Raw genomic sequence first — 25977 nt, 5'->3', positions numbered from 1 at the left:
CACACTCAAGGAGAAGCCATGATGAAACTCTATTGCAAGCCCGGTGCCTGTTCGCTATCACCGCATATTGTCGCGTTTGAATGCGGACTGGACTTTACACAGGTGAACGTTGACCTGCAGAAGAAAGTGACCGAGCAAGGAGAGGATTACTGGCAGATTAACCCGAAAGGACAAGTGCCGGCGCTGCAGTTTGATGATGGCAGCATCCTGACCGAAGGCGTGGCGATTGTGCAGTATCTGGCGGATCTTAAGCCGGATCGCAATCTGCTGGCGCCCACCGGTAGCCTGACGCGCTACCACACACTGGAGTGGTTGAGTTTCGTCAGCAGCGAGCTGCATAAAACCTTCAGCCCGCTGTTTCGTCCGGATACGCCGGAAGAGTACAAGACCATTGTGCGTGCGCAGCTGGAGAAGAAGTATCAGGCGGTGAACGAAGCGTTGCAGGATAAACAGTGGCTGCTGGGATTACGTTTCACCGTCGCTGATGTGTATCTGTTTGTGGTGACGCGCTGGGCCAAAGCTATCAAGCTGGATTTAAGTGGTTTGGATGCGTTAGAAGCCTGGTTTAATCGTGTTGCTGAGCGTCCGGCGGTGCAGGCAGCATTGAAAGCGGAAGGTTTGGTTTAACAGAAAGGGCCGGTGTTAAAACCCGGCCTCTTTTTGCTATTACAGCTTTTCTGCCGCGAAGTGCTGCGTCGGTTTGGCAATCGCATCCTGTGCCGCCACCAACTGCAATTCATACTCACCCATTTCATGGGTTTTTAGCATCACTTCATATACCGCAGCAGTGATGTGTTCTAGCGCATCCTGCAGCGATTTGCCGTGCAGCAGATCAACCAGCAGCAGCCCGCTGGTCAGATCGCCCACACCCACCGGCTGACGCACGCCAAAGTCCACCAGCGGGCGGCTAATGTGCCAACACTCTTCGGCGGTCACCAGCAGCATCTCAAAGCGGTCACTGCGACGTCCGGCGCGCGCAAGATGCTTCACCAGCACCACTTTCGGGCCTTTGCTAATCAGTTCACGCGCGGCAATTACCGCCTGTTCGACGTTAGCAACCTCATGGCCACTGAGCATCTCCAGCTCCAGCAGATTCGGCGCGATGATATCGCTGGCGGGCAACGCCATTTTGCAGTGGAATTCCGCCACACCCGGCGCCACGATGCAGCCTTTTTCCGGATGGCCCATTACCGGGTCACAGAAGAACCACGCGTTTGGGTTGGCCTCTTTCACCAGACGAACGATCTCCAGAATCTGTTCGCCCTGCTCTGCCGACCCCAAATAGCCACTCAGCACCGCATCACAGGTCTTCAGGCGATCAACCGCCGCAATGCCTTTAACGATGTCGGTCAAATGCGTGGCGGGCATCACGGTGCCGGTCCAGTGACCATACTGCGTGTGATTAGAAAATTGCACGGTATTCAGCGGCCAAACGTTTGCGCCCATGCGGCGCATCGGGAATTCGGCAGCGCTGTTACCGGCATGTCCGTAAACAACGTGAGATTGAATTGCGAGAATATTTTTCATTTTGCCCTGTACTGCTGTCTTGCCATAAAAAAGGGCCGGAAACCGGCCCTCAACGCTTACTGCCAGTTAATCAGGCAGTAATGTTTTTTACCGCGACGCAACAACGTGAAACGTCCAAACAGTTTATCGCTATCGCTGAAACGGTACTCGGCGTCTGACTGTTTTTCGCCATTTAGCGAGACCGCATTTGAACCGATCATGGTGCGCGCCTGGCCACGTGATGGCACCAGCTCCGCCGCCACCAGCGCCTGTTGCAGATCGTCTTCTGCCGTCAGCGTGATGGTTGGCATGCCGTCCTGCGCCAGCTGCTCAAAATCCGCTTCGGTCATGGCACTCAGGCTGCCGGAGAACAGGCTCTCGGTGATGCGTTTCGCCGCGGTTAGGCCGCTTTCGCCGTGCACCAGACGCGTCACCAGCTCAGCCAGCACGTACTGCGCACGTGGCGCTTTGCCGCTGTTTTTATCTTCTTCTTCCAGCGCATTGATCTCTTCTATGCTCATGAAGGTGAAGAACTTCAGGAAGCGATAGACATCCGCATCTGCGGTATTAATCCAGAACTGGTAGAACTTGTACGGACTGGTTTTTTTCGCATCCAGCCACACCGCGCCACCTTCGGTTTTACCGAATTTGGTGCCATCGGATTTGGTGATCAACGGTACGGTTAATCCCCACGCCTGCTGCTGATGCAGGCGACGCGTCAGGTCGATACCGGAGGTGATATTGCCCCACTGATCGGAACCGCCAATCTGCAGCACCACATCGTGACGCTTGTTCAGTTCGGCAAAGTCATACCCCTGCAGCAGGTTGTAGGAGAACTCGGTGTAGGAGATGCCCTGATCTTCGCGGTTCAGACGCTGTTTCACCGCTTCGCGGTTGATCATCTGATTCACCGAGAAGTGTTTACCGATGTCACGCAGGAAGGTCAGCACGTTCATGCCGCCAAACCAGTCGTAGTTGTTGGCGGCGATGGCGCTGTTGTCGCCGCAATCAAAGCTCAGGAAAGGCGCAACCTGGTTGCGGATCTTGTCCACCCACTCGCCGACGGTTTCAGCGGTGTTAAGTTTACGTTCTGCTGCTTTAAAGCTGGGATCGCCAATCAGACCGGTGGCACCACCCACCAGCGCGACCGGCTTGTGTCCGGCATCCTGAAAACGTTTCAGGCAGAGCAGCGGCACCAGATGGCCCAAATGCAAGCTATCAGCGGTAGGATCGAAGCCGCAATAGAGTGCAATTGGCCCTTGCGCCAGTCGCTCTGCTAACGCTTCTTCATCCGTTACCTGGGCGACTAAGCCCCTTTCTTGCAATTGTTGTATCAGGTTACTGCTGGTCATCACTGACTCCAAATTGATCAGACTGCACCTAGGCTGGTACACAGCTTTCCGCTGACGTGCGGAGACGAAAAAAAAGAGGGCTATAGCATAAAGCGCTGACGCCAACTGCGCCAGCGTTGAAAGGGGATAAAACGCAGTTTTACGGGGCTAAACGGTCAATCGACCAGCCATTGTCATTACGCTGGTAGAGGAAGCGATCGTGCAGGCGATGTTCGCCGCCCTGCCAGAACTCCACGGTGTGGAATTTGACGCGGTAACCGCCCCAGAAACTGGGCAGCGGCACATCGCCCTGCTGGAATTTCTGTTTGAGTTCGAGGAACTTGCCCTCCAGCACGCCGCGGGCAGAGATGCGGCTCGACTGCTTAGACACCCACGCACCAATCTGGCTATCACGCGGACGGCTACTGAAGTACTTCAACACTTCCAGCGGCGACAGCTTTTCCACTTCACCGAGCACCATGACCTGACGCTCAAGGAAGTGCCACGGGAAGTGCAGCGAAATACGCGGATTCTCTGCCAGCTGCAGCGCCTTACGGCTGCCGAGATTGGTGTAGAACACCATGCCTTGCTCATCGTAGTGCTTCAGCAGCACGATGCGCTGATATGGCTGGCCGCTGCTGTCTACGGTGGCGACCGTCATCGCCGTCGGATCGGGCAACTGGGCGATGCAGGCCTGCTGCAGCCACTGCTCAAACAGCGCCAGAGGATTATCGGGCAAATCTTTACGTCGCAGCCCGCCGCGGGTGTATTCACGACGCAGATGGGCAATATTTTGCAAGCTGTCACTGTCGCTCATGCTGTTTCTCTTTTTCTCACGTTTACTGAACGGCGTTATCCGCGTTCTGCAATTCACAATCATTAATCACGATTTTGTTATTACGTTCAACAAAAGCGCCATTGCCTTTTGACCAGAAGACGTAAGTGCCGTCGCTGTAACGCGCACCGGAGGCCGAGACCGTTTGTGCCAATGTCAGTGGCTTGCCATCCAGGATGAAGCTCACCTGCTGCTTCGCATTATCCTGCGTCACCGTCAGCGGCAGCGTGCCGCACTGGTAGCGCAACTGTTGCGGCGCTGGCTCCTGATTATGCACCATGCCGCAACCACTCAATATCGCAATACTACTCAGCACCACTATGCTTTTTTTCATCTTCACCTCTTAACGAAGGGGGCGGGGATTGGCCGGATAAATCGCGCCCAATACACTCATATCACGCGCGCCGGTGACCGCGGGCAAGTTGCCCGGTAATCCGTTTAGTGTGCGAAACGCCAGCCAGGCAAAGGCCAGCGCTTCCATATCATCACCACTGATGCCCGCTTCGTCGGTGGTACCGACTTCGGTACCCGACAGATGCGTAGCCAGGCGCGCCATTAGCAGCGGATTTCGGCTACCTCCGCCGCAGACCAACAGACGATCGCAACCGTGGTTGAGCTGTACCTGCTGGGCGATGGTCAGCGCCGTCAGTTCGGTTAGCGTGGCCTGGACATCCTGCGGTGCCAGCGCCGGGAAACGCTGCAACTGTTGCTCAATCCAGCTGAGATTGAAATATTCGCGCCCGGTGCTTTTCGGCGGCGGCAGCGCGAACCAGGGATCGCTTAACATCAATTCCAATAGCGCCGGGACCACCTGACCGCTGCGCGCCCAGGCAGCCTCTTTGTCGTACGGTAAGCCTTTATTCCGCCAAATCCACGCATCGATCAGCATATTGCCTGGGCCGGTGTCAAAACCGCGTACGGCCTGGCCCGGGATCAACAGTGAGAGATTAGCAATGCCACCAATGTTCAACACCATGCGGCGCTCCACGCTGTCCATTAACAGCGCCTGATGGAAGGCGGGTACCAGCGGCGCGCCCTGCCCACCGAGCGCCATATCACGACGACGGAAATCACCGATCACCGTTACGCCGGTTGCCGCCGCAATCTGGTTGTTATCACCGATTTGCAGCGTATTGGGTGCATCACTTTGCGGCTCGTGCCACACCGTTTGCCCGTGACAGCCTATCGCCATAATATCGCTGGCTTCCAGCGACTGCTGGTGCATCAAGGTCAATACCGCTTCGGCGAACAGCTTGCCAAGACGCGTATCCAGTTGCCCGAGCTGCGATAGCGTCAATGTTTGTCCCTGGCAAATGGCCAGCACCTGCTGACGTAGTTCCTGTGGAATGGGATGACAATAGCTGGCCTGCTGCGCCACCATATGTCCATCAATCGCCGCCAGCACCACGTCTACGCCGTCAAGGCTGGTGCCAGACATCACGCCAATATAGCGTCCTGATTTCATAGCGGTTCACTCCCTTAATATCATCTGGCTTAAGCCTGGCAAATTACCGAGGCTAATTCTATGATAAAATTCCGCTTTTCAGCGTCACTGCGCAGTGCATTCCAGCTAAGAAATATATTCGTCACGTAATTGAATTTTTGTTGAGGGAGGATGGTCTATGCTTCGCCCCAGCCGCGTTTTATACGGACTTAGAGTCAATTGCCGGTTTTCTGTCTTATACTCTGTGCAGTACAGGATGAGAAATATGGCGTTATTTTGCATTAAGGAGCGTTCTGATGATTAAGCGTTTTGTAGCCGTGGCGTTAACCGGCTTAACTCTGGCAGGTTGTGCCAATGACAGCACCCTTTCCGGTGACGTTTACAGCGCCAACGAAGCTAAACAAGTACAAAGTGTTTCCTACGGCACGCTGGTATCGGTTCGTCCGGTGAAAATCCAGGGCGGCGATGAAAACAACGTGATTGGCGCGATTGGTGGTGCCGTGCTGGGTGGTTTCCTCGGTAATACCATCGGCGGCGGTAGCGGCCGCAGTCTGGCCACTGCGGGCGGTGCGGTACTCGGTGGCGTAGCCGGTCAGGGCGTTCAGGGTGCGGTCAACAAATCTGACGGTGTCGAGCTGGAAATCCGCAAGGATGATGGCAACACCATCATGGTGGTGCAGAAACAAGCGGCCACTCGCTACTCGGTTGGTCAGCGCGTAGTAATGGCGTCAAACGGCAGCCAGGTTACCGTTTCGCCACGTTAAGCGTACAGATAAAAAAAACCGACGCCTTGCGTCGGTTTTTTTATTTCTCGCGGTTGTGAAATTCGAGAATGTTTTTTTCCAGCCGCGCAATCAGCGTCACCATCTGATTAATCTCTTCCAGGCTGATGCCGGAAAGAATGTCGTCACGCGTCGCATCAATCACATTTTCAACCTGTTCAATGATTGGCTCCGCCTGCTTCGTCAGCTTAATGCGCTTGGCGCGGCGATCGTTGGCGCAGGTGGCGCGGGTGATCAATCCCTTCTCTTCCAGCTGATCCAGCGTGCGCACCAGAGAAGGTTGCTCAATGCCGATCGCTTTAGCCAGCTGAATCTGTGACTGCTCTGGCGGGAGTTGATGAATATTGTGTAACGTCACCCAGTGTGTTTGAGTCAACTCAAGCGGTTTCAAACGCTGATCGATCAAAGCGCGCCAAATGCGCACCAGGCGAGACAGATCGGTTCCCAAGGGCGTATCCATTGCATCTCCTTATAATTAGCTTGCTAGCTATTAAGCCAGATTTTACACTATTCTGCGAGTTTACCTGGCAAATTACAAATACCAGGCCAGTGCATACGCTGGCTGTCTAAACTCTATTGAGATGATTCCCGGTCAAAAGGATGATGACACGTGTCCCTAACCGCTTTTTCCCCCAGCGCCCCGCTTACCGACCTGGTTTTCGGTGCGTCGCTGTTTTTCCCTCCGCTTTTTAAAGCGGTGTTGCTCGGTTTCTTTTTCTGGCTAATGATTCACCCGCTGATTCGCGGCTGGATCTACTCCGGCGATGTCTGGCATCCCACCTTAATGGATCTTTCCCTGTTTGTACTGTGCGTTGCTGGCGCATTGTGGTTACTGAGCCTCGGATAAATCACCATGAAATTCAACCCTTTTAAGTATTTTTCCACAGTAGTGCTCTTTGCGCTGGCCCTGCTTGCCGGCTGGTGGATGTGGAATTACTACATGCAATCGCCGTGGACGCGTGACGGCAAAGTGCGCGCCGAACTGGTGGATATCACGCCGGACGTGTCGGGACGCATCATCGCTCTGGCGGTACGTGACAACCAGTTCGTGCATAAAGGTGACGTATTGCTCAAGCTCGATCCGGTGCCGTGGCAAATTGCGCAGGCCAACGCCGAAGCGCAGTTAGCCAAAGCGCAGGCCGATCTGGCTAAAGCGCAGCATGAAGCCAATCGCCGTGCCAGCCTGCCGCGTAACGTCATTTCGGCGGAAGATATGGATGCCGCGCGTTTGACTGCCAACGCCGCCACAGCGAGCGCTAAAGCCGCGCAGGCGAGCCTTGATCAGGCGCGCTGGAACCTCGATCAAACCACTCTTACCGCGCCTACCGATGGCTGGATCAGCAACCTGACGCTGCGCACCGGCAACTATGCCAGTGCGGGTACGCCGCTGTTTGCGCTGGTGGACAGCCATTCTTATTACGTAATGGGTTATTTCGAAGAGACCAAGCTGCGCCATATTCAACCCGGCGCTGCGGCGCAGATTGTGCTGTACAGCAACGGCGCTCGCTTGCAGGGTAAAGTAGAGAGCATCGGACGCGCCATTTATGACCAAAGTGTCGCCAGCGATGGCGGATTGGTCCCGGATATTAAGCCCAACGTACCTTGGGTCCGCCTGGCACAACGCGTGCCAGTGCGTATTCATCTGGATGCGTTGCCGGATGGCGTAACGCTGGTGGCGGGCACCACCTGTACCATTTCTATCGCCCACTGAGGTCATGATGAACGTTCAGTGGCTGGCCTGGCAAAATTTGCCGTGGATAAAAGCAAGTTGGGCCGAGTGGCGCTACGCGCTGCGTAATGGCATCGCGATGTGTCTCGCGTTAACCATCGCCTATGCGCTGCAACTCGATGAACCTTATTGGGCTATGACCTCGGCGGCGGTGGTCAGTTTCCCCACCGTCGGCGGTGCCATCAGTAAAAGTCTGGGCCGAATCGTCGGCAGTTTGCTCGGCGCTACCGCCGCGCTGGTGATTGCCGGACATACGTTAAACGAGCCCTGGCTGTTTGCCTTCTTCATGGCCGGTTGGCTGGCGTTCTGCACCTGGATCGCCAATCACTACCAAAACAACGTGGCCTATGCGTTTTCGCTGGCGGGGTATACCGCCGCCATCATTGCCTTTAGCAGTGTCAACATCACCGATGTTACTCAGTTGTGGGATATCGCTCAGGCGCGCGTTTGTGAAGTGATCTCCGGCATCCTGTGTGCCGGATTGATGATGATGATTCTGCCCAGCACCTCTGATGGCAACGCACTGATGAGTTCGCTGCGTCAGATGCATGCGCGCTTGCTGGATCATGCGGTGTTATTACTGCAGCAAGGCAGCACCGATAACGTGCGTACCGCGCATGAGAACGTTATCAGCCAAATTCTCACCATGAACCTGCTGCGCATTCAGGCATTTTGGAGCCACTATCGCTTCCGTCGCCAGAATAACGTGCTGAACTATGTGCTGCATCAGCAATTGCGTCTGACCAGCGTACTCTCCAGCCTGCGCCGCATGTTGCTGAATTGGCCTGACGCGCCACCCGAACTTTACGACGCTATTGCCAAACTGCTGCAGGAACTGGCGCAGCCGCAGTGTGACAAATATCGTTTGGCGCTAATTTTGCGCGGCATTACGCCAGCGGCAACCGGTGATTACCGGCAGCGCGCTTTCGTCCAGCGACTGCGCTATTTCTGTTGGGTCTACCTCAACGTCAATCGCTGGATTCGCCTGATTGAACGCGCCGATGCCGACACGCGTTTTCAGCCGCCTTATGCGCCTTCACTGGCGCGCGAGAGCGACAGTGCGGAAGCCGGCTGGAGTGCACTGCGCACCTTCAGCGTGATTATGCTGGGCTGCGCCTTTTGGATCACCACGCAGTGGGATTCCGGTGCCGCGGCCCTGACGCTGACCGCCATCGCCTGTGTGCTTTACTCTTCCGCCCCTTCGCCCAGTGGCAGCGTAACGCTACTGCTAAAAACCTTGCTGTGGCTGTCGCTGTTTAGTTTTGTGCTGCAGTTCGGTTTGATGGTGCAAATCAGCGCGCTGTGGCAGTTTTTGTTGGTGCTGTTCCCGCTGCTACTCACCTTGCAGTTGTTTAAACTGCAGCAGAAGAAACGTGCGGGGATGTGGGGGCAATTCATTGTTTTTATGGGATCGTTTATTGCCGTCACCAATCCGCCAGATTGGGATTATCAAAGTTTCCTGAATGACAATCTCGCGAAGGTGTGTGGCGTACTGCTGGCGTGGCTGGCGTTTCAGGTGCTGCGTCCCAGTTCCGATGCGCGTCGCAGTCGCCGGCATATTCGCGCCCTGCGGCATGCGTTTCTCGATCAACTGCGTCGCCATCCGCGTCAAAGCGAAAGCCACTTTGAATCGCAGATTTATCATCATATCAGTCAGTTAAGTAACAGTCGCGACGAGCAAGCGCGCGTCTGGCTGCTGCGCTGGGGCGTGGTGCTGCTCAACTGTTCGCATATTGTCTGGCAACTGCGTGAATGGCAGCCCACTTCCGCTACGCTGGGACGGATGCGCGACAGCAGCCTGCAAAATTTACAAAGGATTATCAGCCTGCGCGGCGTGCATCACACCGCGTTGCAAGCCACGCTGGATGAGCTGGAGACCATGATTAACCAATTGCAGCAGCAGCCCGAGCGCGAAGCCAATATGCTGGCTGGCATTTTGTGGCGATTGCGCTGCTCACTCGCGCAGCTTGCGCAGGCGGTGCCGGATTGATCACTGACAATATTGCGTGGTCTGGCGATTAAAGTCTTCCTGCAGTTGCAGCAGCGATTTGTGTCCTTCAAAACGGGTTTTATCCTGATCGGACATCGGTTCGATCACCAACGCCTTCTCTTCTGAGGAGTAGATAAAACGCCGACTCAAAGTGGTGCCGGTGAAACTTTTGCCCTGAATACCGCCGCAAACCACCGTCATCGCATGTCGATAGGTTTCACTGTGCAAAAAATTGGTTTCGGTCGCGCTGCGTAATACGTTTTGACAGCCCTGGGCTTCGAGACGCTGCAGTGTGTGCTGTGTCAGCCATTCACGGCCACGGGCAATCTTCTCACAGGTTACGCGCAGTGGATTGGTATCGATAGTGCGTTGTAATTGTCGACTGGCATCCAAACGTAACTGCGTATCATTCGGTTGATCGCAACCCACCAACAACAAACATAACAGCATTATCCCACGCGTTTTCATTCCTGCCCCTGAGCATTTATTCCTGAATCAATATCATAGGACGGAAAAACCGCTGAGAGTAGTAAGAAAATGGGTCAACTTTTTTCAGGTAGGGTGAAAAAGGGCGACAAAAAGTTGCCGCCCTCAGCGTTAAATTACGCCGCAGGCAAAACGCGCCCCGCCGCCGCCAAGCGGTTGCGGATGATCGGCATGATTATCGCCGCCGACATGCACCATTAAGGCTTTACCTTTGATTTCACTCAGGGATTTGATGCGCGGCGCGACGACCGGATAATTCGCCTTGCCATCTTCTGTCACGAACAGTGCAGGTAAGTCACCAAGGTGTCCGTCGGCATACGGGCCAAGATGTTTGCCGCTGTTTTGCGGATCGAGATGTCCACCTGCCGCTCCCGCTGCCACGGTTTTCCCATCGGATTGACCGGGTTCACAACTGCCTTTGGCATGCACATGGAAGCCATGAATGCCGGGTTTGAGTCCGGTTAACGCGGGTGTAAATTGCACACCGTACGGCGTTTCGCTGAGAGTAACTTTGCCAATCACCGCCCCGATACCTTGTGCCGTGGTTTCATGCAGCGTGACCTCTTCCGACGCAGCCTGCGCGCCAGCGGCGCAAGCCACAGCCAGCATAACAATGAGGGTTTTCTTCATAACGTCTCCTTACGGTTAGATTCCCTTTAAGCCTGGACTGCTTTCATCCAGGCTGCCGTAATTTGACGCAGCTTTACGCTTTAGGGCACATCATAACCGATGGCGGCTTTGCGAATGCGGAACCACTGCTGGCGATCAAGCGTTAACTGGCACGCCCCGACCGCTTCTTTAACACGTTCGATTTTGCCTGACCCAATAATGGGCAGCGGACGACTTGGCAACTTCATTACCCATGCATAGACCACTTGCTCGATATTGCTGGCGCCAATCTCTTTTTTCACCTGCTCCAGCTCATCACGCAGGGGTTGATAATGCGGATCGTTAAACAGTCGGCCGCCGCCGAGGCAAGACCATGCCATCGGACGAATGCGATTCTGCTGACACTGATCGAGCGAGCCATCCAACAGCGAGGTTTGCTCCAGCGGAGAGATTTCCAGCTGGTTAGTGACCAGACTGAACGGCAAACGCGATTGCAGCAGCGTGAACTGTGAAGCGGTGAAGTTGGACACACCGAAGTGGCGCACTTTGCCGCTCTGATGCAGCGGCATAAAGGCTTCTGCAATCTCATCTGCGTCCATCAATGGATCCGGACGATGAATCAGCATGAGATCGAGGTAATCGGTATTGAAATGACGCAGGGAATTTTCAGCGCTGTGCAGAATGTGACTGGCTTCAGTGATGTAGTGGCCGATGCGGTGTTCAGGTTTTGCACGCGTGGCAATGCCACATTTGGTGACGATTTGCAGCTTCTCACGCAAGCCTGGAGCCAGGCGCAGCGCGTCACCGAAGGCGGCTTCACATTGGTAATCGCCGTAAATGTCGGCGTGATCGACGGTGGTGATGCCCAGCGCCAAATGGTGCTCAATAAACGCCACCACTTGCTGCGGCGTCATGCCCCACTCCATTAAACGCCAGTAGCCAGCAATCAGCGGTGAAAAAGACGGTCCCTGCGGTGCAATAGCCTGCGGTTGTAACATGGTTAAACTCCCTCAAACACGGATCCAGATGACGAAAGCGGGAGTATAACGGAAAGGCAAATCATCGTTTTCTTAAAACAGTTCCGGTTGTTGTGGATCATGATCTTCATCCACTTTCTGCTGCCGCTGCAGGCGCAAAAAGCGTTGCCGGCACAAGCGCAGCACATCGCGCTTTTGCGCATCGCTGAATTTCATCCAGTTAAAGCGCTCTTCCCGGCTACGTAAACACCCACGACAATAGCCACGCGCGTCACTCTGGCAAATGCCGCGACACGGACTGGGTACGGGGAAGAACTCCAGTTGCTCGGCCACATCAACTCCGCAATTAACATCTGACTTAACATTGATAACAGCTTAGTGACATTGTGCAAAGAGTAAACGTGAATTGCTCATTATGCCCCCACGGCCACCTCTGGTTACGACTGTTTACCAAATAGCCAGCGTTTACAGAATTTAGAGTGCGCATGTTTAATCTTCGTTAAGGTTTTCCTCATCTTGTCTTCATAGGATTGTCACATTACTCCTCAGCGTCGAATTTTCATGAGATTTCCGAACACATTTCAGTGCAGTAGCAGTGGATTTAACCTTATTGCTGCGCTGTTCTTCGCCTTGATATTGAATGCCCTTTTCTTGCTGCGCGCATGGGAAATGATCCCTTATGATCATCCCCACGATTATCTGTTCGCTGCCAGTATCCCTGTAGTACTAGCCTCGGCTTTCTATTTTATTTTCTCGCTTGCTGCGTTGCCTTATATCCGCAAGCCGTTGCTGATTGTGCTGGTCGTCGTTAGCGCGGCCGCCAACTACTTCATGCACAGTTTTGGTACGGTGATCGACACCAATATGATCCAAAACGTATTTGAATCCGACCCGCAAGAGGCCGGTGCGTTGATCAGTAGCCGCTATGTAATATGGATGTTGTTGATGGGGATTGTGCCGGTAGCGCTGATTTGCGGCGTGCGTTTTCATCAGGGACAACGATGGTGGTGGAACTTACTGCAACGCTTAACGGGCGCATTGGGAGCAATATTAGTGATATTGCTAATGGCAGCGCTGTTCTACAAAGATTACGCCTCGCTGATACGCAATAATAAAAACCTGATCAAGATGATTACCCCGGCCAATATCGTTAGCGGTACCGGCCATTATGTCGATCAACGTTATCTGCAAGGTAGCCAGGCGCTGGTGAAACTCGGTGAAGATGCACATAAAGGTCCGTTAATCTCCGCAGCAACCAAAAAAACGCTGGTGGTGCTAGTCGTAGGGGAAACGGCGCGCGCCGGGAATTTCTCGTTGGGCGGTTACGCGCGAGATACCAATCCAGAACTGAAAAAACAGCAGGTAATTTATTATCGCAACGCCAGTTCCTGCGGCACAGAAACCGCCATATCGGTGCCCTGTATGTTCTCCAATATGCCACGCGCGCATTACGACGCTAATCTGGCGCACCATCAGGAAGGCATGCTCGACATCCTTGCCCATGCGGGCGTGAGCGTGCTGTGGCGCGAGAACGATGGCGGCTGTAAAGGCGCCTGTGACCGCGTGCCACACACCGATATGACACAGTGGAAACTGCCACAATATTGCCATGACGGATTTTGCCAGGACGATGTGTTGCTGCATCGTCTTGATAACTATGTTGATAGCCTGCACAACGACAGCATTATTGTACTACACCAAATGGGCAGCCACGGTCCGGCCTATTATCAGCGCTATCCAGCTGAATTCCGCCGCTTTACGCCCACCTGTGACAGTAAGCAGATTCAGGATTGCGATCATCAGGCGCTGGTCAATACCTATGACAACACCTTGCTGTATTCCGACGCGATGCTAAGCCGCACCATTGATAAGCTGAAAGGCCTGAGCGATCGCTTCAATGTAGCCTTGGTCTACCTCTCCGATCACGGTGAATCTCTTGGCGAGCGCGGAATGTATCTGCACGGTGCGCCTTATCTGTTTGCCCCTACGCAGCAGACACACATTCCTCTGCTGTTGTGGATGTCACCAGGTTACGCGGCGGTCAATCACATTAATGAAGCCTGTTTACGCCAGCAAGCAGCCGACGAAAACGTATCGCAAGATAATCTTTTCCATACGGTTTTAGGCATGTTCAATGTCCAGACCCAGCAATATCAGCCACAGCTGGACATGATCAGATCGTGCCAAACGGCTGCCTGAAGGTTGCGTTAGACTGACTGGTCTAATAACCTGCAACCCATGAATAAGACTCAGCCACGCAACGATACCCGTGAACACCTGCTCGCCATTGGCGAGCAGGTTTGTTTACAGCGCGGTTTTACCGGCATGGGATTGATCGAGATGCTGGCGTTGGCGGACGTCACCAAAGGCTCGTTTTATCACTATTTCGGTTCGAAAGAAGCCTTTGGCGTGGCGCTGATTGAGCGCTACTTCACCCACTTTCAGCAACAGATCGATCAGCAACTGAATCTGCCAGGCCTCACGCCGACTGAACGCCTGTTAGCGCATTTTCGATATGGCGAAAGGCTGTTTATCGAGCAGGGCCATATTGTTGGCTGCCTTGGCGTGAAGTTATCAGCGGAAGTGTGCGATCTCTCTGAACCGATGCGCGATGCGCTGCAACAGGGTGCGAATGCCATCATCGCAGCCTACACACGCTGTTTAACCGATGTGGCGGCTGAGCAGGCATTGCCCTATGACCAAACTCCGCAGCAGCTGGCGCATCGTTGCTACTTGTTGTGGCTTGGGGCCAGTTTGCAGAGCAAGATTTCCCGAGAATCAGGTCCGATTAGCCTGGCGCTCGACACCATCGAACAGTGGCTGATGAGTCACTGATTTTTAAAAATCCGCGTTACTAGACGACCGGTCTTCCTGGAGCAATCATTATGGCGAGTAAGCAGCTGTTCTCCCCACTCAAAGTGGGCGCGATTACCGTACCGAACCGCATTTTCATGGCCCCGTTGACGCGTCTGCGCAGCATTGAGCCGGGCGATATCCCAACGCCGTTGATGGCGGAATATTACCAACAGCGCGCAAGCGCCGGTTTAATCATCACCGAAGCCACTCAGATCTCTTTCCAGGCGAAAGGTTACGCCGGCGCGCCGGGTCTGCACACACAGCAGCAAATTGCCGCGTGGAAAATGATTAACGAAGGCATTCATGCTGCTAAAGGTCACAGCGCCGTCCAGCTGTGGCATACCGGCCGCATTTCGCATAACAGCGTGCAGCCAGAAGGCAAAGCGCCTGTCGCACCCACCGCGCTGGCGGCGGGTACGCGTACTTCCCTACGCGCCGCGGATGGTTCTGTCTATCGTGAAGACACCTCAGTACCGCGCGAGCTGTCAGTGGCGGAAATTCAGCAAATCGTAAAAGATTTTGGTCAGGCCGCCGCCAATGCGCGCGATGCCGACTTCGACCTGCTGGAGCTGCATTCTGCGCACGGTTATCTGATGCACCAGTTCCTTGCACCTGACTCAAACCAGCGTACCGATGAGTATGGCGGTTCGATTGAGAAACGTGGCCGTTTCGCGCTGGAAGTGGTGGATGCAGCAATTGCCAACTGGTCTGCCGACCGCATTGGGATTCGCGTTTCGCCAATCGGTGCCTTCCAGAATCTGGAAAATGGCCCGGACGAAGAAAAAGCGGCGCTGTGGTATATCGCCGAGCTGGGCAAACGCGGCATCGCCTATCTGCACCTATCTGAGCCTGACTGGGCGGGTGGACAGCCTTACAGCGATGCCTTCCGCGAGAAAGTGCGTGCGCTGTTCCCTGGCGTCATCATCGGTGCGGGTGCCTACACCGTTGAGAAAGCCGATGATCTGATTGCTCGCGGCCTGATTGATGCGGTGGCGTTTGGCCGCGACTTTATCGCTAACCCGGATCTGGTGGCGCGTCTGCAGCAAGATGCCCCTCTCAACCCGCAACGTCCGGAAAGCTTCTACGGCGGCGGTGCGGAAGGGTATACCGATTACCCCACCCTGTAAGAAAATGGCTGCCGCCGTGGATTGGCGGCAGCGTTGTTTCATCAGTGTGTATACTAAGTTGTCTTGTCATTCACTGATGACGTTTTAAAAAAGAGGATGTTATGCGTTTACTTCACACCATGTTACGCGTTGGCGATTTGCAACGTTCCATCGACTTTTACACCCGCGTGCTCGGCATGCGCGTGCTGCGTCAGAGCGAAAACACCGAGTACAAATACACGCTGGCGTTTGTTGGCTATACCGAAGAGAGCGAAGGCGCGGTGATTGAGCTGACATACAACTGGGGCGTGGACAAATATGATCTCGGCAACGCCTACGGCCATATCGCGCTGGGCGTGGACAATGTGGCCGACACCTGCGAACGCATTCGCAGCGCCGGCGGCAACGTGACGCGTGAAGCGGGTCCGGTGAAAGGCGGTTCTACCATTATTGCGTTTGTTGAAGATCCAGACGGTTACAAAATCGAGCTGATTGAAAATAAACATGCCGGTCACGGCTTAGGCAACTAATGTTGCTCGTCAGCCTGCTAATTGCAGGCTGACTTCCCTCTCCTGCTGCACCCTCCTGCGATTTTTGCCATAATGCGCGCTGCCCTATTTATTGCCATGAGATCCTGATGTCTGAATCGAACGCTTTAAACGCTCTCCACCAACGCTTCCGCGGTTTTTATCCTGTCGTGATCGATGTTGAAACCGCTGGTTTCAATGCACAAACCGATGCACTGCTGGAAATTGCAGCCACAACGCTGAAAATGGATGAAGACGGCTGGTTGCATCGCGATGAAACGCTGCACTTCCATGTGGAACCGTTTGAAGGCGCCATTCTCAATCCTGCGGCGCTGGCGTTTACCGGTATCGATCCCACCAATCCGCTGCGCGGTGCGGTAAGCGAATACGAAGCGCTGCATGCGATTTTTAAAATGGTACGCAAAGGCACCAAAGACAGCGGCTGTAATCGCGCCATTATTGTGGCGCACAATGCCACTTTCGATCTTAACTTTGTCATGGCGGCCGCAGAACGCGCCAGCCTGAAACGCAATCCGTTCCACCCTTTCGCCACGTTTGATACTGCGGCATTAAGCGGATTAGTGTTGGGGCAAACCGTATTGGCGAAAGCCTGCAAAGCAGCGGGAATGGAGTTTGATAGTACGCAAGCGCATTCGGCGCTGTATGACACCGAGCAAACCGCGACGCTGTTCTGTGAGCTGGTGAATCGCTGGAAACGCCTTGGTGGCTGGCCATTGGCTTTCAGTGAAGAACCCGCTGACGACGCGTCCGTCGAATAGCCAAAGAAAAGGCCGACATGTGTCGGCCTTCTGCATTATTCCGCTTCTTTATACTTCTCAGCGGTCTCTTTCAGCAGCGGCTGAAGTTCGCCGCGCTGGAACATTTCCACGATGATGTCGCAGCCGCCGACCAGCTCACCATCAACCCACAGCTGCGGGAAGGTTGGCCAGTTCGCGTATTTTGGCATTTCAGCACGGATATCCGGGTTCTGCAGAATGTCCACATAGGCGAAACGCTCGCCGCATGCGGAAAGCGCCTGCACGGCCTGCGCCGAGAAACCGCAGCTTGGCAGCTTCGGAGAACCTTTCATGTACAGCAGAATCGGGTTTTCTGCGATCTGACGCTGAATTTTTTCAACAGTACTCATTATTGCCTTCCTTAATCCTTCACTTCGTGTTTGTTTATTGTAGCGATTTCGCTCCCGTACTGAAAACGGGATTTTGTGTTTGCGCCTGCTAATCGCCATGTTTGTTAAGTCAATTCATGACAAATAACATTTTCATATCATTAATTGGCATTAATAAATTAATAATTAGCAATAGTTTCGCTGGGTTAACCAGCTGAAATCGCTCATTTTTGCTACAGAATCAATCTGGTAACATATTAATGGAAAAAGGCCTTACCTTTTGGAAAAAAAGTGGATTAGAATTGCCTCGGCGCTGGTCACTTGATCAGATTTCTCTCACTTTGCCGCAGTCTGTGTTCATTCAGCCTGCTTAACCTGTAACCGGATTATGCGTCTACTAATTACGCTTTTCATACTGGCTTTAGCCCAACTGTTCTTTAATGTGGCTGCTGCATCTCCGCATGCACCCGTTAATGCCAGCTCGCTCAAAGCAGAGAAAAAGAGCGCACGTGAAGACGAGCGCCGCAAACGACGTCCGGTGAAAACCACCACAAAAAAATCGCGCCTGACTGCTGTCCAAAAATTCAAACTAAAAAAACAGACCAAAACAGAAACCGCGCTGCACAAAACCACCAGCAAAAAATCCCCGCTGAAACTTACCGCTAAGAAATACGGTCATCAACGCCTGGTGAAGAAATCTCCCGAAGTGGTGGTTGATGACGAAGCGGTTGCGCTTACCGGCATTAAAATGAGTAAGTCGCACCGCCAGCGTTATCAAAAAGCGCGTGAAACGGCGATGACCAAATTAATGGGGCAACTCGGTAAACCTTATCAATGGGGCGGCACCTCGCCACATACCGGTTTCGACTGCAGTGGATTGGTCTGGTACGCCTATAAAGATCTGGTGAAATTCAAATTTCCGCGCACCGCCAATGAGATGTATCACTTGCGTGATGCTTCCCCGATCAAACGTGAAATGCTGGAGAAAGGGGATCTGGTGTTCTTCCGCATTAACAATCGCGGCACCGCTGATCATGTTGGCGTTTATCTCGGCAACGGCAAATTCATTCAGTCGCCGCGTACCGGCAAAGATATTCAGATTAGCGCTTTGGGAGAGGATTACTGGCAGAAACACTATGTGGGCGCGCGTCGTATGATGACGCCAAAAACCATTCGCTAATTGTTGCGCAACAAACAGAAAAAAGCCGGATGCTGCACACAGCTCCGGCTTTTTTGTTAATGCATGATCGCGGTAAAACTGAAGGCGATAATCATCAACAGTGCGCCAACAGTGGTCATTAGCGCCAGCTTCAGGTCAGTATTCATCACAACTCCTTAGTCACACAATTAATGGGGTTAACGCGATTTTCGCACAGCAATCGGCAAAAATCTCGTGTTATCCGCGCGGGCTTGTTAGAATCGCCGCCTTTCGTTGCGCAACAGATTTTGCGCGTGCTGTATTTTCAGCATAATGAAGTGATTTCGTCTGCTATAACACCCCGTTTTGCCCGCCTTTTGGGCTGTAAAAGCGTTAGCAGACGCAAACGTTTAACAATATACTTATCAGTGAGTTGCGATAAGCCCAGGAGTACCATTTTCATGGCAACAATTAAAGATGTCGCAAAACGCGCAGGTGTCTCAACCACCACGGTTTCGCATGTCATCAACAAAACGCGTTTCGTTGCGGAAGAAACGCGTAACGCCGTATGGGAAGCGATCAAACAATTACACTACTCGCCAAGTGCCGTGGCGCGTAGTCTCAAAGTGAATCACACCAAAACCTTAGGTCTGCTGGCAACGTCCAGTGAAGCGCCCTATTTTGCTGAAATTATCGAAGCGGTGGAGAATCGTTGTTTCGAACGCGGCTATACGTTGATTCTCGGCAATGCGCACAACGATCTGCAAAAACAGCGCGCCTATCTGTCGATGATGGCGCAAAAGCGCGTCGATGGTTTGCTGGTGATGTGTTCTGAATATCCGGACGATTTACTGCAAATGTTGGAAGAGAACCGCAATATCCCGATGGTCGTCATGGATTGGGGTGCTTCGCGCGGTGATTTTACCGATACGGTGCAGGACAACGCGTTTCAAGGCGGCTATCTCGCCGGGCGTTATCTGATTGAACGTGGCCATCGCGATATTGGTGCCATCCCTGGCCAGATGGAGCGCAACACCGGCGGCGGACGTCACGCAGGATTTCTGCAGGCGATGAACGAAGCAGGCATTACAGTGCGCCCAGAATGGGTGGTTCAGGGCGACTTTGAACCTGAATCCGGTTATCAGGCAATGCAGCAGATTCTTAACCAGAAACAGCGCCCAACCGCCGTGTTCTGCGGCGGCGATATTATGGCGATGGGCGCAATTTGTGCCGCCGATGAGATGGGTTTGCGTGTACCGCAAGATATCTCGGTGATTGGTTACGATAACGTGCGCAACGCGCGCTATTTCACGCCTGCGCTGACCACCGTACACCAGCCTAAAGCCGAACTGGGTGAAAAAGCGCTGGAAATGCTGTTGGATCGCATCACCAGCAAACGTGAAGATCCACAAACCATCGAGGTTCAGCCTACGCTGATTGAACGTCGTTCAGTGGCGTACGGCCCATTCCGCGATTATCGCCGCTAAGCTGACACTTCGCTGAGCCATTCGTGGTTCAGCGTTTCAGCATCCCCCAGATAAGCCAGTAACCACTCAAGCGCCGGCGACGTGCGTTGTTCAGCCCAGCTGACGCAGCACGGACTATCAGGAAAGGCTTGCGGCAGCGACAGTTCGACCAATTTATGACTGTCCAGCAGCGGACGCGCCAAATGGCCCGGCACCATTCCAACGCACAATCCTGCCAACAAACACGCCATCCCGGTTTCCCATTCTGGCACCACCAGCCGCCGCTGATTATCTAGCGTCCAGGTCATACGGCGCGGCAATGCACGCGACGTATCTTCCAGCACCAGAGATGGCCACGCTCGCAACGTTTCATCATCCAGTTCAGTGCTGTTAACCAGTGGATGATCCGGGCTGACCACACAACGCCAATTCAGCGCGCCCATATCCTGAAACGCAAAACGTCCACCGACGGGAATTGCCTGCGTGGCGCCAATCGCGACATCTACCCGGCCATCGGCTAATGCATCCCACACTCCGTTAAACACTTCGTAGCTGATAATCAACTCCATATCGGGAAAATGACGATAGAAGTCCTTCACTAATTGCCGCGTGCGCTGCGGTTTTACAATGCAGTCAACCGCGATACTCAATTCACCGCGCCAGCCATTCGCCAGTTGTTGACACTGCCTACGCGTTGCCAGCATTTTTTTGATAACAGATCGCCCTTCACGAACGAAGTGCTCGCCGGCTGGTGTCATGACCACTTCGCGATGCTGGCGCTCAAACAGCGGTACCGCCAACCAGGTTTCCAGCTGACGCACGGTATAGCTGACGGCAGAAGGCACGCGATGCAGCTCCTGCGCGGCCGCGCTAAAACTGCCGGTGCGCGCCACGGCATCCACCACTTCAAGCGCATATTCTGACCACATATTTTTGCCTTCAAAAAATTTAACAGCTCCATGCAAATATTAGCGTTTCACAAAGCGCGTTGCATCCTTTTACACTCCCGGCGTTCAACCTGCCCAAAAGAGAATCAACATGTTGTCGTCTAAAGCATTTATGCCTTATCTCGCCGTGCTCAGCATGCTCGGCTTTCTTGCCACGGATATGTATTTACCCGCCTTTGGCGATATGCAGCGTGATTTTGCTAGCGCACCCGGCACTATCAGCGCCAGCTTAAGTCTGTTTCTCGGCGGTTTTGCCTGTGCACAGGTATTTTGGGGGCCGCTGTCGGATCGTTATGGACGTAAACCGATTTTACTGGCGGGTTTAGCCATCTTCGCCCTCGGCTGCCTGGGTATGCTTTGGGTAACCGACGTACGCCTGATGTTGGCGCTGCGCTTTGTGCAGGCCATTGGCGTGTGTGCTGCAGCCGTGAGCTGGCAGGCGTTGGTGGTAGATCACTATCCAAAAGCCAAAGCGAATAAAGTGTTTGCAACGATTATGCCGCTGGTTGCGCTGTCTCCTGCGCTGGCACCACTGCTTGGCGCCTGGCTTATCAGCCACTTCCACTGGCGCAGCATCTTTATCACGCTGACATTGGTCGCGGTGGTACTGCTGATCGGTACGCTGCAGTTAACGTCGGCTAAGCGCGAAAAAGTGGCCGGTGGTACACAACCTGGCTGGTTAACCTTACTGGGCACGCGCGTCTATAGCGGTAACGTCTTGATCTATTCTGCTTGCTCGGCGAGTTTCTTCGCCTGGCTGACGGGATCACCTTTCATTCTCGCCGCTGCTGGCCTGACACCGGGCGATATTGGCCTGAGTTATATTCCGCAGACTATTGCGTTTTTAATTGGCGGTTTTGGCTGTCGCACGCTGTTAAATCGTTATCAAGGTGCACAACTGTTGCCATGGTTGCTGGTGCTGTATAGCCTGAGCATCCTGAGCCTGTTTGTTATCGCCTTAATGCCTTCAGCGCCGCTGTTCGTATTACTCATGCCATTCTGCGGCATGGCGCTGGCCAATGGCGCGATCTATCCGATTGTGGTTGCCAGCGCATTAGCGCCCTTCCCGCACGCCACCGGCAAAGCGGCCGGATTACAGAACTTGTTCCAGTTAGGATTGTGCTTTGTCGCCAGCCTGTTGGTCTCTGCTGGCCTTGAGCAAGCGCTGTTTAACACGACTTTAGTGATGGTGGCCACCGTGGTACTGGCGTGGGCGGGGTTTGTCTGCCAGCGAGCAGTAAACGCACAAAGTGATATTGCCCACACTTCCCGTCCCTGCGAAGATAATCATTAAGGCAACGATTTTCGTTAGCAAACTAACGATCACCCGTTGAATATTGACCCACGTGAGCATATACTCAGTGGGTCAGTAATTCTGTATTAAATCAATAATATAAATGTAATACCTTTAGCGACCCTGTCGCGGGATGGCGTCTGCACGATACTCCAGTGTTACGTCCAACTTTTCTATTCAAATTCATACCTCTGTAAAACGTCGGATTTTTGGCGCACGGGTTTTCCGTGAGTTCTCTCACAGGTCTTGGGAAATTGGCTATTCTTTTTCTCAGGTTCAGATCGGAAGGTGATGGAGAAGCTATGAGTTCATCTGTTATAGAAGAAGTGAGCCTTGAAGAAAACCACTGGTATCGGATCGTCAATGAACTGCTAGAGCGCGCAGATATTGCAGTTAATGGCACTCGTCCCTGGGATATTCAGGTAAAGCATCCAGATTTTTTTAAACGCGTTCTTGAAAACGGTTCTCTCGGCTTGGGTGAAAGTTACATGGACGGTTGGTGGGAGTGTGAACAACTCGATATGTTCTTCCATCGCGTATTAAAACATCATCTGGACCAACAATTACCGCGGCATTTTAAAGATACGTTGCGCATTGCAGCTGCGCGTCTCACTAATTTGCAATCAAAAAAACGTGCCTGGATTGTCGGTAAAGAACATTACGATCTCGGCAATGATCTTTTCTCATTAATGCTTGACCCTTATATGCAATATTCCTGCGGCTACTGGAAAGATGCCGAAACATTGGAAAATGCGCAGCAGGCAAAACTGGATCTGATTTGCCGCAAGTTACAACTGGAACCGGGCATGACGCTGTTGGATATCGGTTGTGGCTGGGGCGGGCTGGCAGAATATGCGGCGCGCCACTATGGCGTAACGGTGCATGGCGTGACGATTTCAGCCGAACAGCAAAAAATGGCTCAACAACGCTGTGAAGGTTTAGATGTCACTATTTTGCTGCAGGATTATCGCGATCTTAATAATCAATATGATCGCATCGTCTCCGTCGGTATGTTTGAGCATGTCGGGCCGAAAAACTATGCCACTTATTTTGATGTTGCTGACCGCAATCTCAAGCCAGACGGCATATTTTTGCTGCACACCATTGGTGCCCTCACGACAGATATGAATGTCGATCCGTGGATTGATAAATATATCTTCCCGAACGGTTGTTTGCCGTCGGTTCGACAAATCGCGGACGCCAGTGAGCCACATTTCGTTATGGAAGACTGGCATAATTTTGGCACGGATTACGATACAACGTTAATGGCGTGGTACGACCGTTTTCAGGCTGGCTGGCCGCAACTGGCCGAGAAATATGGCGAACGTTTTAAACGGATGTTCGATTATTATCTCAATGCCTGCGCCGGTGCGTTTCGTGCCCGTGATATTCAGCTGTGGCAGGTGGTGTTTAGTCGTGGCAAGGATGGCGGATTACGCGTTGCGCGTTAATGCGCATCTGGAAATGAATCAAGGCGCCGCATGGCGCCTTTTTAAACCGCATTATTCTGCGCTATCAAGCTGCGCCAGTGCGGCGGCTTCACGCTGCGCTAAAACGCGTTCAACCGTTTCCACAATCGCTTGAGTATGAGGATCAATCTCAATATTGACCTTATGACCAAACTTCTTCGCGCCTAGCGTGGTGCGCTCCAGCGTTTCTGGAATCAGATGCACACAGAATTTGCTTTTCGTCACGTCGCCCACGGTTAAACTGATTCCATCGATGCCGACGAAACCTTTATGCAGAATATATTTTATCTGCGTGGCGTCCTGTAATTTAAACCAGATTTCGCGGTTGTTTTCTGACTGGATGATTTTGCAGATTTCCGCCGTGGTCATAATATGGCCAGACATTAAGTGACCGCCAATTTCATCGCTAAACTTCGCTGCACGCTCAATATTCACAACATCACCCACCTTTAATTCACCCAGGTTGGTAATGCGCAATGTTTCTTTAATCAGATCGAAGCTAACCAGATCGCCGTTAATCTCGGTCACGGTCAGACAGCAACCGTTATGTGCCACCGATGCGCCCAGCGCCAGTCCCGGTAACAGATCGTCCGGTAAGCGCACAATATGGGTACGAAACAGATCTTTCTCTTCAATGCCGACAATTTCTGCCGTGCCTTGCACAATTCCAGTAAACATAATCTCAGCCTCTGCAAAGTTTGCGTCAGTTTATCACAGCTTGTCGGCGGCAGCTTAATTTGGCGGGGTTCAAACTTTACACAACTTGCTAAACAAAATGCGATCAATGTTTGGCGGAAGCTAACACTGCCGCTACACTATGCCGCGCATTCTTTGGGGATTTCGCCCCACTCTCTTCTTTAATTAAGCAGGTGTTACGTGCAGAAGTATTTTACAGAAGCGCGTCAATTGCTGGCCCTCGCGATTCCGGTCATCCTTGCTCAGGTAGCCCAGACTGCGATGGGATTTGTAGATACTGTTATGGCCGGTGCGGTAAGCGCCACGGATATGGCCGCCGTTGCTGTCGGCACCTCTATCTGGCTTCCCGCCATTCTGTTTGGCCATGGTCTTCTACTGGCTTTGACGCCTACCGTTGCGCAACTCAACGGTTCAGGACGACGCGAACGTATCGCGGAACAAGTGCGCCAGGGTTACTGGATGGCAATGGCTGTCGCGCTGTTGATTATGGTCGTGCTGTGGAACGCCGGTTATCTGATTAACACCATGCATGACATTGATCCCGAATTGGCCGCGAAAGCTGAAGGATACCTCCATGCATTACTGTGGGGTGCGCCGGGTTATCTGCTGTTCCAGGTGATGCGCAACCAATGTGAAGGTTTGTCGAAAACCAAACCGGCGATGCTGCTCGGCTTTCTCGGCCTGATGGTGAACATTCCGCTTAACTATGTCTTTATTTACGGCCATTTTGGTATGCCGGCCCTGGGCGGCGTAGGCTGCGGCGTGGCGACAGCATCGGTCTATTGGGTGATGTTTTTGGTGATGCGCTTCTGGGTGAAACGCATGGCAAGTATGCGCGACATTCGTATGAAAACGCGCTGGTCCGCACCATCACGCGCCATTTTGTCACGTCTGTTCACGCTGGGTTTGCCGGTGGCATTAGCGCTGTTCTTTGAGGTCACGCTATTTGCTGTGGTCGCGCTGCTGGTATCACCGCTCGGCATCGTGAAAGTGGCTGGCCACCAAATCGCGCTTAACTTCAGTTCATTGATGTTCGTGTTGCCCCTTTCACTTGGCGTGGCAACCACCATTCGTGTTGGCTATCGACTCGGACAAGGCTCGGCCGAACAGGCGCGCGTCGCCGCCTGGACCGGACAAGGCGTGGGCATCAGCATGGCAGGTCTCACCGCGCTGTTTACCGTGATTTTCCGTCACGATATCGCCGCACTTTATACCACCAATCCGGAAGTGATTACCCTTGCCGCGCAGTTGATGCTGCTGGCGGCGATCTATCAATTCTCAGATTCGATTCAGGTGATTGGCAGCGGTATTTTGCGCGGGTATAAAGATACGCGCTCGATCTTCTTTATTACCTTTATTGCTTATTGGGTGCTGGGATTACCGGTAGGTTATGTGCTGGCGATGACGGACTGGGTATTACCGAAATTAGGCCCAGCCGGTTTCTGGTGCGGCTTTATTATCGGCCTGACTTCAGCGGCAGTGATGATGATTTGGCGTATCCGTCGTTTGCAGCGCTTACCTGCACAGGTCATCCTCGCGCGTGCTGCACGCTAAGTGGCTGAAGGCACATAAATTGACGGGTAATGGCGAAAAAAACGACGCATAGCACAGTTGCTGGTCAGTCGTGGGGGAAAAACACTTTTTCCCCTTGCCAGCATCACGA

At 53.2% G+C, this 25977-nt stretch carries 29 protein-coding genes; 15 read left to right on the top strand and 14 right to left on the bottom strand.

The features are described from left to right. Positions 1-21: 21 nt before the first annotated feature. Positions 22-627, top strand: coding sequence for a glutathione transferase GstA (gene gstA, locus ACRQ84_RS04530; RefSeq protein ID WP_483817882.1), 606 nt, complete (start codon positions 22-24; stop codon positions 625-627). 39 nt (positions 628-666) lie between these two features. Here gstA and pdxY read toward each other — a convergent pair whose 3' ends face one another. The 5 genes from pdxY to anmK all read right to left on the bottom strand — a co-directional run bounded on the left by pdxY (position 667) and on the right by anmK (position 5137). Next, the gene (gene pdxY, locus ACRQ84_RS04525) at positions 667-1527 is read right to left on the bottom strand and encodes a pyridoxal kinase PdxY (protein WP_064741065.1); all 861 of its coding nucleotides are present in this window, start codon (positions 1525-1527) and stop codon (positions 667-669) included. A 56-nt stretch (positions 1528-1583) separates the two neighbouring features. After that, the gene (gene tyrS, locus ACRQ84_RS04520) at positions 1584-2858 is read right to left on the bottom strand and encodes a tyrosine--tRNA ligase (RefSeq protein ID WP_064741064.1); all 1275 of its coding nucleotides are present in this window, start codon (positions 2856-2858) and stop codon (positions 1584-1586) included. A 139-nt stretch (positions 2859-2997) separates the two neighbouring features. Next, a complete protein-coding gene (gene pdxH / locus ACRQ84_RS04515; protein WP_064741063.1) occupies positions 2998-3654 on the bottom strand; it encodes a pyridoxamine 5'-phosphate oxidase in 657 nt (218 codons plus the stop codon). Between the two features lie 22 nt (positions 3655-3676). Next, the gene (locus ACRQ84_RS04510; protein WP_483817277.1) at positions 3677-4006 is read right to left on the bottom strand and encodes an MliC family protein; all 330 of its coding nucleotides are present in this window, start codon (positions 4004-4006) and stop codon (positions 3677-3679) included. A 9-nt stretch (positions 4007-4015) separates the two neighbouring features. After that, positions 4016-5137: an anhydro-N-acetylmuramic acid kinase gene (gene anmK, locus ACRQ84_RS04505; RefSeq protein WP_483817276.1), complete on the bottom strand. Its 1122-nt coding sequence runs from the start codon at positions 5135-5137 to the stop codon at positions 4016-4018. A 275-nt stretch (positions 5138-5412) separates the two neighbouring features. On the opposite strand from anmK, the gene slyB reads away from it, so the two are divergent. Beyond that, a complete protein-coding gene (gene slyB, locus ACRQ84_RS04500) occupies positions 5413-5880 on the top strand; it encodes an outer membrane lipoprotein SlyB (protein WP_007892784.1) in 468 nt (155 codons plus the stop codon). Between the two features lie 40 nt (positions 5881-5920). On the opposite strand, the gene slyA is transcribed toward slyB, so the two are convergent. Then, the gene (gene slyA, locus ACRQ84_RS04495; RefSeq protein ID WP_007892783.1) at positions 5921-6358 is read right to left on the bottom strand and encodes a transcriptional regulator SlyA; all 438 of its coding nucleotides are present in this window, start codon (positions 6356-6358) and stop codon (positions 5921-5923) included. 150 nt (positions 6359-6508) lie between these two features. Between slyA and ACRQ84_RS04490 the strand changes: the two genes are divergently transcribed. The 3 genes from ACRQ84_RS04490 to ACRQ84_RS04480 are packed head-to-tail and all read left to right on the top strand — an operon-like array spanning position 6509 to position 9617. Continuing rightward, positions 6509-6745 carry a DUF1656 domain-containing protein gene (locus ACRQ84_RS04490; RefSeq protein WP_064741060.1) on the top strand — a complete coding sequence of 79 codons (237 nt, stop codon included), beginning with the start codon at positions 6509-6511 and terminating at the stop codon, positions 6743-6745. A 6-nt stretch (positions 6746-6751) separates the two neighbouring features. Further along, positions 6752-7609 (top strand): efflux RND transporter periplasmic adaptor subunit, encoded by an 858-nt coding sequence (locus ACRQ84_RS04485; protein WP_483817275.1) that lies wholly within the window; start codon positions 6752-6754, stop codon positions 7607-7609. Positions 7610-7616: 7 nt separating this feature from the next. After that, a complete protein-coding gene (locus tag ACRQ84_RS04480; protein WP_064741058.1) occupies positions 7617-9617 on the top strand; it encodes an FUSC family protein in 2001 nt (666 codons plus the stop codon). On the opposite strand, the gene ACRQ84_RS04475 is transcribed toward ACRQ84_RS04480, so the two are convergent. From ACRQ84_RS04475 to ACRQ84_RS04460, 4 genes are all read right to left on the bottom strand, one after another. After that, positions 9618-10085: a hypothetical protein gene (locus ACRQ84_RS04475; RefSeq protein ID WP_483817274.1), complete on the bottom strand. Its 468-nt coding sequence runs from the start codon at positions 10083-10085 to the stop codon at positions 9618-9620. Between the two features lie 129 nt (positions 10086-10214). After that, a complete protein-coding gene (gene sodC / locus ACRQ84_RS04470; RefSeq protein ID WP_483817273.1) occupies positions 10215-10733 on the bottom strand; it encodes a superoxide dismutase [Cu-Zn] SodC in 519 nt (172 codons plus the stop codon). A gap of 80 nt (positions 10734-10813) precedes the next feature. Continuing rightward, a complete protein-coding gene (locus ACRQ84_RS04465; protein ID WP_483817272.1) occupies positions 10814-11710 on the bottom strand; it encodes an aldo/keto reductase in 897 nt (298 codons plus the stop codon). A gap of 72 nt (positions 11711-11782) precedes the next feature. Next, positions 11783-12022, bottom strand: coding sequence for a DUF1289 domain-containing protein (locus tag ACRQ84_RS04460; RefSeq protein WP_008110296.1), 240 nt, complete (start codon positions 12020-12022; stop codon positions 11783-11785). A gap of 228 nt (positions 12023-12250) precedes the next feature. Between ACRQ84_RS04460 and eptA the strand changes: the two genes are divergently transcribed. The 5 genes from eptA to rnt all read left to right on the top strand — a co-directional run bounded on the left by eptA (position 12251) and on the right by rnt (position 16957). Beyond that, on the top strand, positions 12251-13888 hold the full coding sequence (gene eptA / locus ACRQ84_RS04455; RefSeq protein ID WP_483817271.1) for a phosphoethanolamine transferase EptA: 1638 nt from the start codon (positions 12251-12253) through the stop codon (positions 13886-13888). Positions 13889-13927: 39 nt separating this feature from the next. After that, entirely contained in the window at positions 13928-14524 is a 597-nt protein-coding gene (locus ACRQ84_RS04450) for a TetR/AcrR family transcriptional regulator (protein ID WP_483817270.1), read from the top strand. Positions 14525-14574: 50 nt separating this feature from the next. Next, positions 14575-15672: an alkene reductase gene (locus ACRQ84_RS04445; RefSeq protein ID WP_064741052.1), complete on the top strand. Its 1098-nt coding sequence runs from the start codon at positions 14575-14577 to the stop codon at positions 15670-15672. A gap of 101 nt (positions 15673-15773) precedes the next feature. Then, on the top strand, positions 15774-16181 hold the full coding sequence (gene gloA / locus ACRQ84_RS04440) for a lactoylglutathione lyase (RefSeq protein WP_007892766.1): 408 nt from the start codon (positions 15774-15776) through the stop codon (positions 16179-16181). A gap of 107 nt (positions 16182-16288) precedes the next feature. Further along, complete coding sequence (rnt, locus tag ACRQ84_RS04435) at positions 16289-16957, top strand: ribonuclease T (RefSeq protein WP_008110303.1); 669 nt, start codon at positions 16289-16291, stop codon at positions 16955-16957. 35 nt (positions 16958-16992) lie between these two features. Here the strand turns inward: rnt and ACRQ84_RS04430 are convergent, their stop codons facing one another. Beyond that, the gene (locus tag ACRQ84_RS04430) at positions 16993-17328 is read right to left on the bottom strand and encodes a Grx4 family monothiol glutaredoxin (protein WP_175501675.1); all 336 of its coding nucleotides are present in this window, start codon (positions 17326-17328) and stop codon (positions 16993-16995) included. A 364-nt stretch (positions 17329-17692) separates the two neighbouring features. On the opposite strand from ACRQ84_RS04430, the gene ACRQ84_RS04425 reads away from it, so the two are divergent. Further along, positions 17693-18484 carry a C40 family peptidase gene (locus ACRQ84_RS04425; protein WP_064741050.1) on the top strand — a complete coding sequence of 264 codons (792 nt, stop codon included), beginning with the start codon at positions 17693-17695 and terminating at the stop codon, positions 18482-18484. 56 nt (positions 18485-18540) lie between these two features. Here ACRQ84_RS04425 and ACRQ84_RS04420 read toward each other — a convergent pair whose 3' ends face one another. Continuing rightward, positions 18541-18630, bottom strand: coding sequence for a cytochrome bd-I oxidase subunit CydH (locus ACRQ84_RS04420; RefSeq protein WP_007892756.1), 90 nt, complete (start codon positions 18628-18630; stop codon positions 18541-18543). Between the two features lie 273 nt (positions 18631-18903). On the opposite strand from ACRQ84_RS04420, the gene purR reads away from it, so the two are divergent. Next, complete coding sequence (purR, locus tag ACRQ84_RS04415) at positions 18904-19929, top strand: HTH-type transcriptional repressor PurR (protein ID WP_064741049.1); 1026 nt, start codon at positions 18904-18906, stop codon at positions 19927-19929. Here the strand turns inward: purR and punR are convergent. Then, positions 19926-20837 (bottom strand): DNA-binding transcriptional activator PunR, encoded by a 912-nt coding sequence (punR, locus tag ACRQ84_RS04410; RefSeq protein WP_064741048.1) that lies wholly within the window; start codon positions 20835-20837, stop codon positions 19926-19928. The genes purR and punR overlap by 4 nt on opposite strands. 109 nt (positions 20838-20946) lie before the next feature. On the opposite strand from punR, the gene punC reads away from it, so the two are divergent. Together punC and cfa are read left to right on the top strand one after the other, a co-directional pair. After that, complete coding sequence (gene punC, locus ACRQ84_RS04405) at positions 20947-22149, top strand: purine nucleoside transporter PunC (RefSeq protein ID WP_483817269.1); 1203 nt, start codon at positions 20947-20949, stop codon at positions 22147-22149. 302 nt (positions 22150-22451) lie between these two features. Then, the gene (gene cfa, locus ACRQ84_RS04400) at positions 22452-23600 is read left to right on the top strand and encodes a cyclopropane fatty acyl phospholipid synthase (RefSeq protein WP_483817881.1); all 1149 of its coding nucleotides are present in this window, start codon (positions 22452-22454) and stop codon (positions 23598-23600) included. 51 nt (positions 23601-23651) lie between these two features. Here cfa and ACRQ84_RS04395 read toward each other — a convergent pair whose 3' ends face one another. Beyond that, a complete protein-coding gene (locus tag ACRQ84_RS04395) occupies positions 23652-24296 on the bottom strand; it encodes a riboflavin synthase subunit alpha (protein WP_483817268.1) in 645 nt (214 codons plus the stop codon). A gap of 198 nt (positions 24297-24494) precedes the next feature. On the opposite strand from ACRQ84_RS04395, the gene ACRQ84_RS04390 reads away from it, so the two are divergent. After that, positions 24495-25868, top strand: coding sequence for an MATE family efflux transporter (locus ACRQ84_RS04390; protein WP_064741044.1), 1374 nt, complete (start codon positions 24495-24497; stop codon positions 25866-25868). Positions 25869-25977 lie beyond the last annotated feature (109 nt).

It is taken from the genome of Pantoea sp. E2023-21, assembly GCF_051302795.1.
In the GTDB taxonomy this organism is placed as follows: domain Bacteria; phylum Pseudomonadota; class Gammaproteobacteria; order Enterobacterales; family Enterobacteriaceae; genus Pantoea; species Pantoea ludwigii_A.
The sequence above is the reverse complement of the archived record's forward strand: the minus strand, read 5'-3'. Positions and strand labels throughout refer to the sequence as shown.

Excerpts from the sequence above, each read along its gene's own strand:
- ACRQ84_RS04450 (WP_483817270.1), top strand. The coding sequence starts at position 13,928 with ATGAATAAGACTCAGCCACGCAACGATACCCGTGAACACCTGCTCGCC.
- anmK (WP_483817276.1), bottom strand. The coding sequence starts at position 5,137 with ATGAAATCAGGACGCTATATTGGCGTGATGTCTGGCACCAGCCTTGAC.
- slyA (WP_007892783.1), bottom strand. The coding sequence starts at position 6,358 with ATGGATACGCCCTTGGGAACCGATCTGTCTCGCCTGGTGCGCATTTGG.
- ACRQ84_RS04510 (WP_483817277.1), bottom strand. The coding sequence starts at position 4,006 with ATGAAAAAAAGCATAGTGGTGCTGAGTAGTATTGCGATATTGAGTGGT.
- slyB (WP_007892784.1), top strand. The coding sequence starts at position 5,413 with ATGATTAAGCGTTTTGTAGCCGTGGCGTTAACCGGCTTAACTCTGGCA.
- pdxH (WP_064741063.1), bottom strand. The coding sequence starts at position 3,654 with ATGAGCGACAGTGACAGCTTGCAAAATATTGCCCATCTGCGTCGTGAA.
- ACRQ84_RS04445 (WP_064741052.1), top strand. The coding sequence starts at position 14,575 with ATGGCGAGTAAGCAGCTGTTCTCCCCACTCAAAGTGGGCGCGATTACC.
- ACRQ84_RS04395 (WP_483817268.1), bottom strand. The coding sequence starts at position 24,296 with ATGTTTACTGGAATTGTGCAAGGCACGGCAGAAATTGTCGGCATTGAA.
- tyrS (WP_064741064.1), bottom strand. The coding sequence starts at position 2,858 with ATGACCAGCAGTAACCTGATACAACAATTGCAAGAAAGGGGCTTAGTC.
- rnt (WP_008110303.1), top strand. The coding sequence starts at position 16,289 with ATGTCTGAATCGAACGCTTTAAACGCTCTCCACCAACGCTTCCGCGGT.
- ACRQ84_RS04425 (WP_064741050.1), top strand. The coding sequence starts at position 17,693 with ATGCGTCTACTAATTACGCTTTTCATACTGGCTTTAGCCCAACTGTTC.
- gstA (WP_483817882.1), top strand. The coding sequence starts at position 22 with ATGAAACTCTATTGCAAGCCCGGTGCCTGTTCGCTATCACCGCATATT.
- ACRQ84_RS04465 (WP_483817272.1), bottom strand. The coding sequence starts at position 11,710 with ATGTTACAACCGCAGGCTATTGCACCGCAGGGACCGTCTTTTTCACCG.
- ACRQ84_RS04485 (WP_483817275.1), top strand. The coding sequence starts at position 6,752 with ATGAAATTCAACCCTTTTAAGTATTTTTCCACAGTAGTGCTCTTTGCG.
- ACRQ84_RS04480 (WP_064741058.1), top strand. The coding sequence starts at position 7,617 with ATGAACGTTCAGTGGCTGGCCTGGCAAAATTTGCCGTGGATAAAAGCA.
- eptA (WP_483817271.1), top strand. The coding sequence starts at position 12,251 with ATGAGATTTCCGAACACATTTCAGTGCAGTAGCAGTGGATTTAACCTT.
- gloA (WP_007892766.1), top strand. The coding sequence starts at position 15,774 with ATGCGTTTACTTCACACCATGTTACGCGTTGGCGATTTGCAACGTTCC.
- punC (WP_483817269.1), top strand. The coding sequence starts at position 20,947 with ATGTTGTCGTCTAAAGCATTTATGCCTTATCTCGCCGTGCTCAGCATG.
- pdxY (WP_064741065.1), bottom strand. The coding sequence starts at position 1,527 with ATGAAAAATATTCTCGCAATTCAATCTCACGTTGTTTACGGACATGCC.
- punR (WP_064741048.1), bottom strand. The coding sequence starts at position 20,837 with ATGTGGTCAGAATATGCGCTTGAAGTGGTGGATGCCGTGGCGCGCACC.
- sodC (WP_483817273.1), bottom strand. The coding sequence starts at position 10,733 with ATGAAGAAAACCCTCATTGTTATGCTGGCTGTGGCTTGCGCCGCTGGC.
- cfa (WP_483817881.1), top strand. The coding sequence starts at position 22,452 with ATGAGTTCATCTGTTATAGAAGAAGTGAGCCTTGAAGAAAACCACTGG.
- purR (WP_064741049.1), top strand. The coding sequence starts at position 18,904 with ATGGCAACAATTAAAGATGTCGCAAAACGCGCAGGTGTCTCAACCACC.
- ACRQ84_RS04475 (WP_483817274.1), bottom strand. The coding sequence starts at position 10,085 with ATGAAAACGCGTGGGATAATGCTGTTATGTTTGTTGTTGGTGGGTTGC.
- ACRQ84_RS04420 (WP_007892756.1), bottom strand. The coding sequence starts at position 18,630 with ATGAATACTGACCTGAAGCTGGCGCTAATGACCACTGTTGGCGCACTG.